Annotated in this window: 15 protein-coding genes; 5 read left to right on the top strand and 10 right to left on the bottom strand. The window is 62.9% G+C overall.

Features of this window, described 5'->3' with window-relative positions; translation table 11 throughout:
* The first annotated feature begins 62 nt into the window (after positions 1–62).
* The 3 genes from PverR02_RS22540 to yegS all read left to right on the top strand — a co-directional run bounded on the left by PverR02_RS22540 (position 63) and on the right by yegS (position 2,032).
* Positions 63–545, top strand: coding sequence for a chemotaxis protein CheW (locus PverR02_RS22540; protein ID WP_017849392.1), 483 nt, complete (start codon positions 63–65; stop codon positions 543–545).
* The gene (locus tag PverR02_RS22535) at positions 546–938 is read left to right on the top strand and encodes a DUF2802 domain-containing protein (RefSeq protein ID WP_046382529.1); all 393 of its coding nucleotides are present in this window, start codon (positions 546–548) and stop codon (positions 936–938) included.
* 173 nt (positions 939–1,111) lie between these two features.
* Complete coding sequence (yegS, locus tag PverR02_RS22530; RefSeq protein WP_079444446.1) at positions 1,112–2,032, top strand: lipid kinase YegS; 921 nt, start codon at positions 1,112–1,114, stop codon at positions 2,030–2,032.
* On the opposite strand, the gene PverR02_RS22525 is transcribed toward yegS, so the two are convergent.
* From PverR02_RS22525 to PverR02_RS22515, 3 genes are all read right to left on the bottom strand, one after another.
* Positions 1,991–2,650 (bottom strand): response regulator transcription factor, encoded by a 660-nt coding sequence (locus PverR02_RS22525; RefSeq protein ID WP_017849395.1) that lies wholly within the window; start codon positions 2,648–2,650, stop codon positions 1,991–1,993. The two genes, yegS and PverR02_RS22525, sit on opposite strands and share 42 nt — an antisense overlap.
* Positions 2,647–3,540 carry a sensor histidine kinase gene (locus tag PverR02_RS22520; protein ID WP_046382531.1) on the bottom strand — a complete coding sequence of 298 codons (894 nt, stop codon included), beginning with the start codon at positions 3,538–3,540 and terminating at the stop codon, positions 2,647–2,649. The genes PverR02_RS22525 and PverR02_RS22520 overlap by 4 nt, the downstream gene beginning before the upstream one ends.
* 279 nt (positions 3,541–3,819) lie before the next feature.
* Positions 3,820–4,269 carry a hypothetical protein gene (locus PverR02_RS22515; protein WP_169865368.1) on the bottom strand — a complete coding sequence of 150 codons (450 nt, stop codon included), beginning with the start codon at positions 4,267–4,269 and terminating at the stop codon, positions 3,820–3,822.
* Between the two features lie 551 nt (positions 4,270–4,820).
* Here PverR02_RS22515 and PverR02_RS22510 point away from each other — a divergent pair.
* Positions 4,821–5,756 carry a chemotaxis protein CheV gene (locus PverR02_RS22510; RefSeq protein ID WP_046382532.1) on the top strand — a complete coding sequence of 312 codons (936 nt, stop codon included), beginning with the start codon at positions 4,821–4,823 and terminating at the stop codon, positions 5,754–5,756.
* Positions 5,757–5,795: 39 nt separating this feature from the next.
* Positions 5,796–6,602: an MOSC domain-containing protein gene (locus PverR02_RS22505; protein WP_046382533.1), complete on the top strand. Its 807-nt coding sequence runs from the start codon at positions 5,796–5,798 to the stop codon at positions 6,600–6,602.
* A 62-nt stretch (positions 6,603–6,664) separates the two neighbouring features.
* Here PverR02_RS22505 and ppnP read toward each other — a convergent pair whose 3' ends face one another.
* The 7 genes from ppnP to PverR02_RS22465 form a co-directional block, all read right to left on the bottom strand.
* The gene (gene ppnP, locus PverR02_RS22500; RefSeq protein WP_017849400.1) at positions 6,665–6,949 is read right to left on the bottom strand and encodes a pyrimidine/purine nucleoside phosphorylase; all 285 of its coding nucleotides are present in this window, start codon (positions 6,947–6,949) and stop codon (positions 6,665–6,667) included.
* 64 nt (positions 6,950–7,013) lie between these two features.
* Positions 7,014–7,556, bottom strand: a complete 543-nt coding sequence (locus PverR02_RS22495; protein ID WP_079444445.1) for an exonuclease domain-containing protein — start codon at positions 7,554–7,556, stop codon at positions 7,014–7,016.
* Positions 7,557–7,629: 73 nt separating this feature from the next.
* Positions 7,630–9,543 carry an acetyl/propionyl/methylcrotonyl-CoA carboxylase subunit alpha gene (locus PverR02_RS22490; protein ID WP_079444444.1) on the bottom strand — a complete coding sequence of 638 codons (1,914 nt, stop codon included), beginning with the start codon at positions 9,541–9,543 and terminating at the stop codon, positions 7,630–7,632.
* Positions 9,540–10,307, bottom strand: coding sequence for an enoyl-CoA hydratase/isomerase family protein (locus PverR02_RS22485; RefSeq protein WP_079444443.1), 768 nt, complete (start codon positions 10,305–10,307; stop codon positions 9,540–9,542). Before PverR02_RS22485 ends, PverR02_RS22490 begins: the two co-directional genes overlap by 4 nt.
* Positions 10,304–11,461, bottom strand: a complete 1,158-nt coding sequence (atuD, locus tag PverR02_RS22480; protein WP_079444442.1) for a citronellyl-CoA dehydrogenase — start codon at positions 11,459–11,461, stop codon at positions 10,304–10,306. The genes PverR02_RS22485 and atuD overlap by 4 nt, the downstream gene beginning before the upstream one ends.
* Positions 11,462–11,978: 517 nt before the next feature.
* A complete protein-coding gene (gene atuC, locus PverR02_RS22470; RefSeq protein WP_079444441.1) occupies positions 11,979–13,595 on the bottom strand; it encodes a geranyl-CoA carboxylase subunit beta in 1,617 nt (538 codons plus the stop codon).
* 75 nt (positions 13,596–13,670) lie between these two features.
* The gene (locus tag PverR02_RS22465; protein ID WP_079444440.1) at positions 13,671–15,449 is read right to left on the bottom strand and encodes an acyclic terpene utilization AtuA family protein; all 1,779 of its coding nucleotides are present in this window, start codon (positions 15,447–15,449) and stop codon (positions 13,671–13,673) included.
* Positions 15,450–15,548: the final 99 nt, after the last annotated feature.

Below are 15,548 nucleotides of genomic sequence, written 5' to 3'. Positions count from 1 at the left end.
ACGGTTGTGCGGCCAAAGAAGCACACACGCCGTGTCCAACGGCATTTGAAGGGGTCAGGGGTATGAATAAGTCAGCGTCCGCACAAGGTTTGGATGATCCGATCCTGCAATGGGTTACCTTCAAACTGGACAACGAGTCCTACGGCATCAACGTCATGCGCGTGCAGGAAGTGCTGCGCTACACCGAAATCGCTCCGGTTCCGGGTGCGCCAAGCTACGTGCTGGGCATCATCAACCTGCGCGGCAACGTGGTGACGGTGATCGACACCCGCCAGCGTTTCGGTCTGATACCGACCGAAGTCAATGACAACACCCGCATCGTCATCATCGAGGCCGACAAGCAAGTGGTCGGGATCATGGTCGACAGCGTGGCCGAAGTGGTTTACCTGCGCCAATCGGAAGTGGAAACCGCGCCGAACGTGGGTAACGAAGAGTCGGCCAAGTTCATCCAGGGCGTCTGCAACAAGAACGGCGAACTGCTGATTCTGGTCGAGCTGGACAAAATGATGAGCGAAGAAGAATGGTCGGATCTGGAGAACATCTGATTGTTCCTTGAAGCAGCGGTGATCGTCCTGGCCCTGTTGTGGGCCGGGACGTTGGCGTTTTTGCTGCGCTATGTGCGCCAGCAACGCGAGTGGGTGGTGCAACAGGCCGAACGCGATGCCGTGCGTGACCGGCGCGTGGTGGAGTTGGCCAAGCGCGTCGATCACTTCCAGCAAAGTGCGGTGCGGGTCGGGGATGAGGTGCATGAACTGCGCGCGATCCTCGGGCCGTTGCCGGACAAGCTGGCGCAGATTGAACAGCGTGATCCCTCCAGCCTGTCTTTTGCCCAGGCGGCGAAGCTGGTTGGCATGGGCGCGACCGTGGATGAGCTGACGCAGTCGTGCGGCTTGACCCAGGCTGAGGCGCAGTTGATGAGTAAGTTGCACAAAAGCTGATTGCGCGCTGATGGGTATCTAGCGATCCAACTGTAGGCGCTGGCTTGCCCGCGCTTACAGGAAAGCAGCCTGGCGTCGCCCCTGGCCAATTAAATTGCAAACCCGATGGCTTTTTTTATCTCCTCAAAGGTCAACATCCTTCAAGCACCTTTGACCCCAGGAGAGCTCCCCCCATGACCACCCACAAAGCCCTGTTGATCCTCCACGGCAAGCAAGCCCTCAACGAGGACGTGCGCGCTGCCGTGCTGGCTCGGCGTGAGCAGGGCTGGGAGCTGGCGGTGCGGGTGACATGGGAGGGCGGCGACGCGCAGCGGCTGGTCAACGAGGCCCTGGACGGCGGGTACACGCACATCATTGCCGGCGGCGGTGACGGCACCTTGCGCGATGTGGCCGAGGCGATGGCCCAGGCCGGGACCGACGCGAGCCTGGTGCTGATGCCGTTGGGCACCGCCAATGATTTTGCCCGCGCCGCCGGTGTGCCGCTGCAGCCCGATCAGGCCCTGGCGTTGCTGGATGTGCCGGCCAGGGCGATCGATCTCGGCCGCGTCGGCGGGCAAGTATTCCTCAACATGGCCACTGGCGGCTTCGGCAGCCAGGTCACCGCCAATACCTCCGAAGAACTGAAGAAAGTGCTGGGCGGCGCGGCCTATCTGTTCACCGGCTTGTCGCGCTTCAGTGAGTTGAAGGCCGCGTATGGCGAGCTGGAAGGCCCGGATTTCCATTGGAAAGGCGAGCTGCTCGCGCTGGGCATCGGCAACGGCCGCCAGGCAGGCGGTGGGCATGTGCTGTGTCCCGACGCACTGGCGGACGATGGGCTGCTGGACATCAGCATTTTGCCGGCCCCCCAGGAAGTGGTCGGCACCCTGCGTGAACTGATGAAGAATGGCTGGGGCCTGGACACCATGTTTGTCCGCGCGCGCCTGCCGTGGGTCAAGATCAAGGTCGCGCAAGGTTTGTATATCAACCTGGATGGCGAACCGCTGCAAGGCGATGACCTGCATTTCGAGGTCGTGCCCAAGGCCCTGCGCGTCCATCTGCCGCCGGGTTCGCCCTTAGTCGTCCAGGCTGATGATCTGCTCGCGCACGGCAAATAACACCAGGCCCGCCACATCGAATATCTGCAGGCGCTTCATGATTTGCGAGCGGTGGGCTTCCACGGTCTTGATGCTCAACCCGAGGCCGTGGGCGATTTCCCGGGTGGATTTGCCACGCACCACCAGGCGCAGGATTTCCAACTGGCGAGCGGTGAGGTTGTGGTTGTGGACGACCGGGGAGGACGGGGCCTGATTGCGTACCAGCGCCTGGCTGATCACGGTGTGGGCAATCGCCGGGCTCAGGTAGCGCTCGTCATTGCTCAGCGCCAGCAGTGCCTGCTCCAGTTCGTTGGCGCTGGTGTCCTTGAGCAGGTAGCCATGGGCGCCGGCCTCCAGGGCTCGCATGATCAGCTCCGGGTCGGTGTGCATCGACAGGATCAGCACCTTGCTTTTGGGGTAGGCCGTCTTGAGCTGGTGCAACGCATCCAGGCCGCCGGTGTGTTTCATCGACAGGTCCAGCAGCACGATATCCGGCAGCAGGGCGCTGAATGTTTCCAGCACCTGCGCGCCATCGCTGGCTTCGCCAATCACCGTGTAGCCGGGAATGTCCAGGACCAGCGCGCGGACGCCGGCCCTGATCAGTGCGTGGTCATCCACCAGGAGTAAAGTGCGGGTCACTCGAGAACCTTCAGGGGACTGGCCCGTTCGAGGGCGCGCGGCGCCCAGGGGAAAAGTGCGTCGATCCGCGTGCCTTTGCCTGGCTGGCTGCTGACGGACAAGGTGCCCCCCAGTTGATCAATCCGCTCGGACATGCCCGCCATGCCCCGTTGGCCTTCCAGGCCTGGGTTGCTGGCGGGCGAAAAGCCCTGGCCGTCATCACTGATAAACAGCGACAGGCCCTGGGGCAGGCGTTGCAGGCGAACCAGCAGGTTTTGCGCCTGGGCATGGCGCAGCATGTTGGTCACCGCTTCCTGGGTGATGCGAAAAGCGGCCACGGCCATTTCTTCGGGAATGCCGGTCAGCCGTTGCTGGCATTCCAGGCTCCAATGAATCGAGGTGTTTCCCAGGGTCTTGAGCAGGTGCGCGCGCAGGCTGGCTTCCAGGCCCAGGCTGGCCAACTGACGCGGGTTGAGAATGGCGGACACGTCGCGCACCTTGGCCAAGGTCTCGTTCAGGGTGTTGCACAGCACTGTGCATTGGCCCTGCAGGTCTTCCGGCAGGCGGCGCTTGAGCCATTCGCTTTGCAGCTTGGCGGCGGTGAGCAATTGACCGATATCGTCGTGCAGCTCTCGGCTGAGGCGGTGCCGCTCGTTTTCCTGGACTTGCAACAGGCGATCGGCCAGTTCCTGGGGTTGGAACTTGATCGATTTACGTGAGTTCCACTGCCGCAGGCCCACCAGCACCAGGGTGGCCACGTTGATCAGTAACACCATCAATGGCAAGGGCGTGGAGCGAGCGTAGGCCCACAGCCCCAGCAGCAGTGAGCACAGGCACAACACGAGAACCAGTCGACGGGCATTGCTGCGGGAAGCGGATTTGACGAGGAGTGACTTGAGGCTGGCGTACATAGCGGATGCTTTTCACGTTTTATGCATCATGACGTTAGGTCACTTCGAGGGCGGCATGGTACCACTTTGCTTACCGTTGGTCGCCAGGCGTCATTTGCACGGTGTGGGGGCATGCCTATTAAGAATAGTTATATGTTGGCGGTTATTTGGTATGGATTGGCTTTATAGCGCGGGCAACTTGGTTGTCGCCACTTATTGCAGGGCACATTAGTTATTCTTGTCGTTTTTGGGCAAGACGCTGGGTGAAAGCGACACCTTAGTGCTTAACGGCGCAGTCATTCATGAAACGTGGTGCAGACGCTGTTGCGGCTTATTGGTGAAGTCCTTCTGCGGGATCTGGAGAGTGACCGTCGCAATCAGTGAGGTTTGTTCACTTTCATCCAGGCTCAACTCACCGGTGCGGGTGTCGATCAACTCCAGCTGCCACGCCAGTAACGTCAGGCAGTTGTTCAAGGCATCGAGGGCCTGATCGTGCAGTTGCAAAGGGCTCTGCGCGTTGGCAATCAGGTCTTGGATATGTCGCGAGAACTCGCTGATCGCCTGCAGAGCCAGGTCATCGGCTTTTTCGGCGAGCGCCGTGAGGCTGAATTTCATGCAGTCGATGGCATCGCTGTCATTACGAATCAAATGCAGATGGCTCAAGCACTCTTCCGACTTTCTCAGCAGCTTTTCGGCCTCTAGCAGGAATTCGGGAAGTGTGGTTTGCCACTCGTTCGCGCTATTCATCATGCAAGTCTCCACAGCATACGGTCGGGCGATGAGATGTCGCACTGCGTGAATAGCGTAAAACTACCGCTGAAAGATGACTGAAATCTGTAGGGCGCTTCTGAGACTTTAGTAGGACGTTTATTTGAATGATCATGCGAGGCGCGCACTGCCCTCGTCATCGGGGCCGATTGCGCAACTTCGATTGCCGACAGGTGAGTGTCTGGAAGGCCCGCGGACCTTGGGCTTACGATGGCAAACAAAAGCCTGACTCCATTCATGCAATGAGAATGGCGTCACATTAATGGCAATTAGATATCGCGAATATCAGGTTGGGCCTGATTGTGCCTAGGGGAATCCCTTACGCAGCGGAACCTTGCGCCGATTTGAATGTCGCGCAATGTTGCTATTCTGCCCAATGAAGAGGCCTGTGCAGTAAAGCATGATGTCAGTGTGACATCAATGGATTTGCGTGGCATTTTACAGGGGTCAAGGTCTGGCGCTTGCCGCCGATAACAAGCTTAGCGAACCGCATAATCCCTTAGCGCGACCTGCGCGCATATCAGGAGCTTTTAATGGCCGGCATTCTCGACACGGTAGATCAACGCACACAATTGGTGGGTGAGAATCGCCTGGAGATTCTCATGTTTCGCCTGGCCGGGCGGCAGCTGTTCGCGATCAACGTGTTCAAGGTGCAGGAGGTCTTGCAACTGCCCAAGCTGACCCTGATGCCTCAGCGCCACCCGTTTGTGTGCGGCGTGGTCAACCTGCGGGGCCAGACCCTGCCGGTGATCGACCTGTCCCAGGCCATCGGCATGCGCCCGCTGGTGCCGGGGCCCAACAGCACCATCATCGTCACCGAGTACAACCGCTCGGTGCAGGCGTTCCTGGTGGGCGGCGTCGATCGCATCGTCAACATGAACTGGGAAGCCATCCTGCCGCCGCCGACCAGCGCCGGGCGCCAGCACTACCTCACGGCCATCAGCAAGGTCGATGACCAGTTGGTGGAAATCATCGACGTGGAAAAAGTCCTCGCCGAGATCGTGCCATACAACGCCAAGGTCTCCCGCGATAAACTCGATGACCCGATACTGGAGCGCGCCCGTGGCCGTGAAGTGCTGCTGGTGGACGACTCCAATGTCGCGCTGTCGCAGTTGCGCGACACCCTGGGCCAGTTGGGCGTGAAGATGCACATCGCCAGTGACGGCCTCAAGGCGCTGAACATGCTCAAGGCCTGGGCCGACAGCGGCCAGGTGATGACCGACAAATTGCTGATGATCTTCACCGACGCCGAAATGCCTGAGATGGACGGCTACCGCCTGACCACCGAGATCCGCAATGACCCACGCCTGCGTGAGCTGTACGTGGTGCTGCACACCTCGCTGTCGGGCAGTTTCAACGAGTCGATGGTGAAGAAGGTCGGGTGCGATAACTTCCTGTCCAAATTCCAGCCGGACAAGCTGGTGGATGTGGTGCGTCAGCGACTGATGCTGGACGAAGCGCCGGCTTGACCTTAGGGTGACGGTTTTGCCCCTCAGGAATGCAGGCTCATGCTCCGTCTCAGCGCGCTGTACCGTTACCCTTTGAAATCCGGCAAGGCCGAAACGTTGCAGCAGATCGGCCTGGACAAGCTCGGGTTGGATGGCGATCGACGCTGGATGCTGGTGGACGAAGCCAGCGGGCGTTTTTTGACGCAGCGCGCCGTGGCGACGATGAGCCAGCTGTCGGCGCTGTGGAACCGCAGCGGTGGCCTGACCCTCAGTTCGCCTGGCTACGCAGCGCTGGACGTGGCGTTGCCCGGCAGCGAGGCTGAACTGCGCGGTGTGACCATCTGGCGCGACACCTTGCGCGTGCCGGATGCCGGCGATGCCGCCGCCGCCTGGGTCAGCGACTTTATCGGCAAGCCGACGCGGTTGGTCCACATCCCGCTGGAGCGCGCGCGCACCACACAAGCCGGTTATGGCAAGGACGATGATCAGGTCGCGTTCGCCGACGGTTACCCGTTGCTGCTGATCGGCCAGGCCTCCCTGGACGACCTGTCCCGGCACGTCGGTCGGCCCATGGAAATGCTGCGCTTTCGCCCCAACCTGGTGATCGACGGTGGCGATGCGTTCGCCGAAGACGGCTGGAAACGCCTGCGCATCGGCGATGTCGAGTTTCGTGTGGTCAAGCCGTGCTCACGCTGCATTCTGACCACCATCGACCCGCAGACCGGCGAGCGCAGTGCCGACCGCGAACCCTTCGTGACGCTGGAGGCCTATCGCAAGACCGAAGACGGCGCGATGTTCGGCCAGAACCTGGTCAACGATGGCGTGGGCCGCCTGGAAGTGGGCATGCCGGTGACTGTCCTCGAATAATGCGTCCCCCAAAAAAATGCCCGTCTCCTGCGAGACGGGCATTTTTTTCGCGCGGGAATTGCTTAGCCGCGGTATTCGCACAGGTAAGCGGTGTCCACGGCGACCTTCAGCTGGAACTTGCTGTTGGCCGGAACGTGGAACAGGCTGCCGGCGGCGAAGGTTTCCCAGGTGCTGCTGTCGGGCAGCTTGACGGTCAGGGCGCCGGATACCACGTGCATGATTTCACGCTGGGCGGTGCCGAATTCGTATTCACCCGGGGCCATGACGCCGATGGTCGCCGGACCTTCTGCGGTGCCGAAAGCGATCGACTTGACGGTGCCGTCGAAGTACTCGTTGACTTTAAACATGGGCGAATCCTCGGAAAAAGGGTCTGGAAAGGTCGGCCAGTATGCCCAAGGGCAAGGGAGCTGCCTAGACCGGCAAAATCAGCGGTAACAGGCGTGCGGTGTTGCGCGCATCTTCCAGCGCCCGGTGTTGCTGGCCATTGAACTGCATTCCCGCCAATTGCAGGGCGCTATTGAGCCCCGTTGGCTTGTCCAGGCGCCTGGCCTTGGCAAAGCGTTGCTTGAGGTTGATATGGGGCGTTTGGGCCAGCGCGCTGCTCAGGCCATGGCGCTGCCACTCCAGCTCGAGCTGCTGGCGATCGTAGTCGCCCCAGCTGGCCCAACCTTCCAGGTGTGCCTGATGCTGGCCCAGCCAGCGCTCGAACAGCGCCCACACTTCGCCGAAAGGCGCGGCGCTGTCCATGTTCGCCTGGGTGATATGGGTCAGCTTGCGGCAGAAGGGCGTCAGCAATGGACGCCGCTGCGGTCGCACAAAACGCTGGAAATGATCCAACTCGCGGCCCTGGCGGTTGACCAGGCTTGCGCCGATCTCGATGACTTCCATCTCCGTCACGGGCCAGCCGCCGTCATCCGTTGTGGCTTCAAGGTCAATAATCAGCCAATGAGGCATCGTGCAGGTTCCCGTACTCTTCCCGTCCTGATGGGGATAGAGCGTAGCCCGGCCGCGTAGTTCCGCCCAGGCTTTATTCGATCTCCAGCAACACCTGGCGATTGCGCACCTGATCGCCGGCCATGACCTGCACGGCCTTGACCACACCGTCGATGCCGGCCTTCAGCGGATGCTCCATTTTCATCGCTTCGAGCACCAGCAGCAGTTGCCCCTGAGTGACGCGTTCACCGGCGCGCACGCGCACATCGACGATGGCGCCGTCCATCGGCGCCTCGACCCTGCCGCCGCCGGTTGGGGGCTGGCGGTTGGCAACGTGGTGGTTGCGGTTGGTCACGCTCACGCCCGGTAGCCACAGCTGGGCACCGTCGAGGTGGTAGGCACTGCGGCGGCGGATGCCGTTGATCACTGCGGTGGCCCAGCGGCCGTCGCTGCTGAGGTGGCGGATGTCGATGCCGTTGGCCTGCAGGTGATGGTCGGCGAGGACGCTGACCGTGATGTCCTGGACCGCATCGTCGACGGCCAACTGATAGCTCCACGGCACGTCAGCGCCGTTACGCCACCCCGATAAGGCCGGGGCATGGGCCTGAGCGCTGTGTTGATAAAACAGCACGGCGGCCAGGGCCAACTGTTCGGCGGATGCGCGGGGGCGACGGATCTCGCTGAAGTGTTCGGCGATCAACGCGGTGCTGAAGTCGCCGTGGATAAACTTCGGGTGCTTGAGCAGGTCGGTCAACAGCTGCTGGTTGCTCGCCATGCCCAGCAGCACCGTGTCCTCCACGGCGCGCAGCAGCTTGCGCCGCGCCTCCTCGCGGGTGGCGCCATGGGCGACGATCTTGCCGAGCAGCGGGTCATAGAACGGGCTGATGCGCTGGCCTTCGAGAACGCCGTGGTCGACCCGCACGCCCGCGGCCGGTTCCCAGCGCAACACCGCACCGGTTTGCGGCAGAAAGCCCTGGGCCGGGTCTTCGGCGTACAGGCGCACTTCCATGGCGTGGCCGCTGAGGCTGACCTGCGCTTGCTGTAACGGCAGCGGTTGGCCGGCGGCAATTTGCAGTTGCCAGTCGACCAGATCGAGGCCGCTGATCAGTTCGGTGACTGGGTGTTCGACTTGCAGGCGAGTGTTCATCTCCAGGAAGTAGAACCGGCCGTCGCGGTCGAGCAGGAACTCCACCGTGCCGGCGCCGACGTAATTCACCGCACGCCCGGCCTTCAGCGCCGCGTCGCCCATGGCCTGGCGCAGGGCCGGGGTCATCACCGGGCAGGGCGCCTCTTCAATGATTTTCTGATGGCGGCGCTGGACCGAGCAGTCGCGTTCGCCGAGGTGGATCAGGTTGCCGTGGCTGTCGCCGAACAGCTGGATTTCGACGTGGCGCGGCTCGATCAGCGCCTGTTCCAGGATCAGTTCGTCACTGCCGAACGCATTCAGGGCTTCGGAGCGGGCGCTGCGCAGTTGCTCTTGCAGGTGTTCGCGCTGATGCACCAGGCGCATACCTCGGCCGCCGCCGCCGGCACTGGCCTTGATCATCAGCGGGAAGCCGATGCGTTCAGCTTCTATTTGCAACGTGGCGTCGTCCTGGGCGCTGCCTTGGTAGCCGGCGATGCACGGGACACCGGCCTCGAGCATGGCGAGTTTGGACCGGCGCTTGCTGCCCATCAGTTCGATGGCCTCGACGCTGGGGCCGATAAAGGTCAGCCCGGCGTTTATGCAGGCGCGGGCGAAATCGGGGTTTTCAGAGAGAAAGCCGTAGCCGGGGTGGACCGCGTCGGCACCCGTGCGTTGGGCTGCGCTGAGAATCGCCGGGATATTCAGGTAGGACTGCTGCACCGGCGCCGGGCCGATATTCACGGCTTCGTCGGCCATCTGCACGTGCGCAGCCTGGGCGTCGGCGTCGCTGTAGACCGCTACGGTGCGATAGCCCAAGGCCTGGGCGGTGCGCTGGATGCGGCAGGCGATTTCGCCGCGGTTGGCGATCAGGATCTTGTTCATTCGGCCCACCGTGGCTTGCGCTGTTGCACAAAGGCCTGGGTGCCTTCGATCCCTTCTTCGCCCGTCGCCGCCTCGGCGAACCACGCGGCGGCCTGATCCAGCAACGGCCCCAGCGGTTGCTCCGCGCTGGCCAGCAGCAAGGCCTTGGTCCGCCCATTCGCCGCCGGCGCGCAACGCAATACCTGGCCCAGCACTTCATCCAGGCGTTCGGCCAACGCCTGCGGATCACGCTCGACAAAATGCACCACGCCCAAGCGCTCAGCCTCGACCCCGTCGAACCGCGCCGCCGTCAGCGCCAGCCGGCGCGCGTGCGTCAGACCGATGCGCTTGACCACAAACGGCGCGATCTGCGCCGGCAGCAAGCCCAGGCTGGTCTCGGGCAAGCCGAACTGCGCCTGGTGATCAGCCAGCGCAATATCACTGACGCACGCCAAACCAAAGCCACCGCCCAGCACCGCGCCTTGCAGCACCACGATCACCACTTGGGGCACGGCTTCAACTTCCTGCAGCAAGGTGCCGAACGCGCGGTTCAGCGCCTGCAATTGCGCCTTGTCGCTGGCGCCGAGCAGGTCTTTCACGTCCGCCCCGGCACAGAAATGCCCGGCCGCGCCGCTGATCACCAGCGCGCGCACCTGATCGTCCAACTGCGCCAGCACCGCGCGCAGTTCATTGACCATCTCCAGGCTCATCGCGTTGCGGCTTTGCGGACGGTTGAGGGTGATGTGCAGCACCCCGTTATGGGGTTCGAGCAGCAGGGTGTTCATGGTTTTTTCCCCGGCAGGGTGCCCATCAGTTTGCAGATGATGCCCAGCATGATTTCGTCGGCGCCGCCGCCAATCGACACCAGGCGCATATCGCGATAGGCGCGGGCCACCGGGTTGTCCCACATAAAGCCCATGCCGCCCCAGTATTGCAGGCAACTGTCGCTGACTTCGCGGCCCAGCCGCCCGGCCTTGAGCTTGGCCATGGAGGCCAGGCGCGTCACGTCCTGGCCTTTGATGTACTGCTCGGTGGCCTGGTAGACCAGGGCGCGCAGGCATTCGATTTCGGTGGCCAGTTCGGCCAGGCGAAAGTGAATCACCTGATTGTCGATCAGCGCTTTGCCGAAGGTCTGGCGCTCCTTGCAGTATTCGATCGTGCTGTCGATGCAGGACTCCAGGCCCTTGATCATATTGGCCGCGCCAAACAGGCGTTCTTCCTGGAATTGCAGCATCTGCATCATGAACCCCGTGCCTTCATGGCCGATGCGGTTGCGTTGCGGCACACGCACGCCGTCGAAGAACACCTGGGCGGTCTCGGAGCTGTGCATGCCGAGTTTTTCCAAGGGCGGGCTGACGCTGATCCCCGGTGTGTTCATCGGCACCATGATCAGCGACTTGTTGAGGTGCGGCTTGTCGTCGGAGGTGTTGGCCAGCAGGCACATGAAGTCGGCGCTCGGCGAGTTGGTGATCCACATTTTGCTGCCGTCGATCACGTAGTCGTCGCCGTCCTTGCGTGCCTGGGTCTTCAGCCCGGCCACATCGGAACCGGCGCCGGCTTCCGAGACGCCGATGCAACCGACTTGCGCGCCGCTGATCGCCGGGCGCAGGAATTCTTCGCGCAGTGCGTCGCAGCCGAAGCGGGCGAGGGCGGGGGTACACATGTCGGTCTGTACGCCGATGGACATGGGGATGCCGCCGCAGCGGATGCTGCCGAATTCTTCGGCGGCGACGATGGAGTAGCTGTAGTCCAGGCCCATGCCGCCGAATTGTTCGGGTTTGGAGATGCCCAGCAGGCCGAGGTCGCCGGCCTTGCGCAAGATATCGTGGATGGGGAAGCGGCCGGCTTTTTCCCATTCGTCGACGTGGGGGTTGATCTCGCGGTCGACGAAGGCGCGGACGGTGCGGCGCAGTGCCTGGTGTTCCTGGGTGAAGATCATTTTTTATTGTTCTCCGTGTGGGCGTTCTTCGGGTGTGCATGGCTCCATCTGTGGGAGCTGGTTTGCTGGCGGTCTTACAGCGGGTAGATATCCAATGGGCTCACCTCGCTCGAAATTGGGCTCACCTCGCTCCAAATGTGGGAGGGGGCTTGCCCCCGATGGCGGCCTCTGGGCCGACCATTTTTTTGGGTTGAGTACATATCCGTTTCTTTGGTAACGGCTGCTATGGGTTCCGCCCTTACGGCGGGTCACTTTGGAAAAGCCCCAAAGTAACCAAAGGGCTCTTGCCCCACCACTCGGCACCTCGCCTAGGCTCGGTGTGCCCGAACGCAGGCTTGAATCCGTGGGCCGCCGTCATGGGCCATCCCTGGCCCAGGACGGCTAACCCGGCGTCCTGCCGGGTTACCCACGGATTCAAGCCTGCGTTCGGCCAGCGTGGTTTGACGGGGCGCCTAAGATCAAAATCAAAAGCAGAGCAAAAGCAGAGCAACAGCAGGGTTTTGTTGTCTTGATGACTTTAGAGCCGTGCTACGCCAAAGCTGTTCGGTTGCAACGTCCGCATGTCGGCTTCCTGGCAGATATCGAGTAGGAACCCCAGCAACGTGCGGGTATCCCGTGGGTCGATCAGGCCGTCATCCCATAGGTTTGCGCTGCCGTACAGTGCGGTGGATTGGCTGTCGAGTTTCTGTGCGGTGACTTGTTCCAGCATGTCGAGCATCTTGGGGTCGGGGGTCAGGCCGTCTTTCCGTTGTTTGGCTTCGGTGACGATGCGCAGCACTTTGCCGGCCTGGGCGCCGCCCATCACGGCGGTGCGGCTGTTGGGCCAGGCGAAGATGAAGCGCGGGTCGAGGCCGCGGCCGCACATGGCGTAGTTGCCGGCGCCGTAGGAGCCGCCGACCACCACGGTGAGTTTGGGCACACGGGCATTGGCCACCGCCTGGATCATCTTCGCGCCGTGCTTGATCACGCCTTGCTGTTCCGCCTCGGTGCCGACCATAAAGCCGGTGGTGTTGTGCAGGAACAGCAGCGGCGTGCGGCTCTGGTCGCACAGTTGGATGAATTGCGCGGCCTTGCTGGCGCCCTTGGGCGTGATCGGGCCGTTATTGCCGATCACGCCGACGGCGCGGCCCTGGATGTGCAGGTGGCCGCACACGGTATGTGCGTCGAACTCGCCCTTGAACTCGAGGAAGTTCGAACCGTCGGCCAGGCGTGCGAGGATTTCGCGGACGTCGTAGGGTTTTTTCGGGTCATCGGGGATCAGCCCGAGCAGTTCGTCGATGGGGTACAGCGGCTCGGCATACGTGCGTTTGGGCATCGACGGCAGGCGCTCGTTCCACGGCAGCAGGCTGACGATCTCGCGCACGATCCGCACCCCGTCGGCATCGTTTTCCGCCAGGTATTCCGCGGTGCCGGCGATTTGCGCGTGCATCTCGGCGCCGCCCAGTGCTTCATCGGTGGCGACTTCGCCGGTCGCGGCCTTGAGCAGCGGCGGGCCGGCCAGGAACAGCTTGGCCTTGCCGCGCACCACCACCACGTAATCCGACAGCCCCGGCTGATACGCGCCGCCCGCCGTGGCCGAGCCGTGGACCACGGTGATCTGCGGCAAGCCCATGGCCGACATGCGCGCCTGGTTGGCGAAGCTGCGCGCGCCTTCGACGAAAATCTCCGCCGCGTAGTTGAGGTTGGCACCGCCGCTTTCGGCGAGGGTCACCACCGGCAGTTGGTTTTCCATCGCGATCTGTTGCAGGCGCAGGGATTTCTTCAGGCCCGTGGGGGAAATAGTGCCGCCCTTGATCGCGCTGTTATTCGCCACCACCAGCACGCGCACGCCGCTGACGTAACCGATGCCGGCGATCAACCCGCCGCCGGCGGCGCTGCCGTCCTTGTCGTCATGGAGTTTGTAGCCGGCCAGGCTGGCCAGTTCCAGGAACGGCGCGCCAGGGTCCAGCAGCAGGTTGAGGCGTTCACGCGGCAGCAATTGCCCGCGTTTGTCGAACTTGGGCTTGGCTTCCTGCGCCTTGCTCAACAGGTTCTGCTCCAACAGGCGCAGTTGCTGCAGGCTCGCCAGCAGCGCTTCACGGTTGCGCACAAAGTCTGGGCTGTGGGCGTCGATCAGGGTTTCGATCACCGGCATGGTTTATGACTCCCCTTTGAGGACATCCGGCAGGTCGGCTTTGAAGATCGAGTCGAAGGCCACGGCAACGCTCCTTTACGTGAGTTGATCGGCGATGTGCTGCGGCACGGCGATGGGGATTTCCAGCAACTGCTGGGCAAAGGCCTTGCCCTGCGGGTCGATGCGCAGGCTGGCGATGCCGCCGCCGCCCAAGGCGTTTTCCAGCAGGAAGTTGAGGCTGTGGCTGCCGGGCAGGTACCAGCGTTCGACGCGACCGTGGACCGGGTCGAGCACGTGGCCCATCCAGTCGACGACCACGGCGGGGGTCAGGGCTTCGGCGATCCACGGCAGGTACGCCGGGTCGCGGGCAATCACCCCGATGTTGCTGTGGTTGCCCTTGTCGCCGGAACGGGCCACCGCGAGTTTCACCAGGGGTACGCTGGCATCGGCGCGGCCTTGGGGTTTGGGCGGTTCGAGGGCGGCCGCCGGCGTGCCCAGTGCGTGGGTGGCCGGAAGCGCGCAAGCGTGGCGTTCACCCTGCAAATCAATCGCCAGCTCACAGGACGATTTATCGATCAGGAACGAAAACAGTCGAATCAACGGATACACCGTCGGCCGCCCGCCGACGATGCCGGTCAGCCCCGGTGCCATGCCGGTGGCGGCCTGGGCGATTTCGCGGGCGAACAGCACCAGCGCCGGCTTGCTCGGGTGGCGCACCGCCAGCTTCACCACCACCTCGCGGCAGTCCCGGCGTCGGGCATGCGCGCCGTAGGTGGCTTCGCTGCCGAGCAGTTCGATGTTCACCTCGGTGTAGGGCGCCCAACCGCGTTGGCTGAACAGCTCCGACGTCTTGTCGATAATCGCCTGGGCGACCCGCTCGGCCTTGGCCACCGCGTCGATCCCGGCGATCAGGCAACTGGCGGTGCAGCGAAAGCCATCCGGGTAAGTGGCGCTGACTTTGTATTGAGCGGTCGGCGGCAAACCCTTGGCACCGTGCAGACGCACACTGTGTTTGCCTTGCTGCTGCAATTTGACCTGGCTGAAATCGCAGATCACATCGGGCAGCAAGTAGGCGCGCGGGTCGCCGATTTCGTAGAGCAGTTGTTCGGCCACGCTCAGCTCGCTGATCAACCCGCCGCTGCCCGCGACTTTATTCACGGTGAACTGGCCGTCGGCGCTGACGTCGACGATGGGAAAACCGATGTGCTCGTAATCCGGCACGTCGCGCCAGTCGGTGAAGTTGCCGCCGGTACACTGCGCGCCGCATTCGACGATATGCCCGGCCAGGGCGGCCTGGGCGAGGCGGTCGTAGTCCTGCCATGACCAGTTGAATTCATGCACCAACGCGGCGCTGACCACCGCGCTGTCGACCACCCGCCCGGTGATGACGATATCCGCCCCCAGCTCAAGCGCGCGGACAATGCCCGGCGCGCCGAGGTAGGCATTGGCGGACACGCACAGCGGCGGCAGCGGCGCGCCGTTGAACATGTCGACGCTGCCGCGCAGGTGTTTGAGTTGGGGTTGCAGGTCATCGCCCAGCAGCACGGCGATTTTCAGCGGCAGTTGCGCCGCGTCGCAGGCCGCTTGCAGGGCGGCGGCGCAGGCCTGGGGGTGGATGCCCCCCGCGTTGCTGATCACACGGATGCCCTGGCGCTGGATCTCGGCCAGCAGCGGCGACAGCACCTCGACAAAGTCCGTGGCGTAGCCGGCCTGGGGATCTTTGATCCGCGCAGCGGCGAGGATCGACATCGTGACTTCCGCTAGGTAGTCGAACACCAGATAGTCCAGCTTGCCGCCGTGTACCAACTGGGCGGCGGCGGTGCAGGTGTCGCCCCAGAAGGCGCTGGCGCAGCCGATGCGAACCGTCTTGCTCATGAGAAATCCTTCCTCGAATGGCTGGAGACGAGACTACCAAGCAAGCGCTTGGTTTGTAAACTCCGGACACAAGTTTTCAGCCAAGCGCTTGCTTGGCTG

This window comes from Pseudomonas veronii (genome assembly GCF_002028325.1).
Classification (GTDB): Bacteria; Pseudomonadota; Gammaproteobacteria; order Pseudomonadales; family Pseudomonadaceae; genus Aquipseudomonas; species Aquipseudomonas veronii.
The sequence above is the reverse complement of the archived record's forward strand: the minus strand, read 5'-3'. Positions and strand labels throughout refer to the sequence as shown.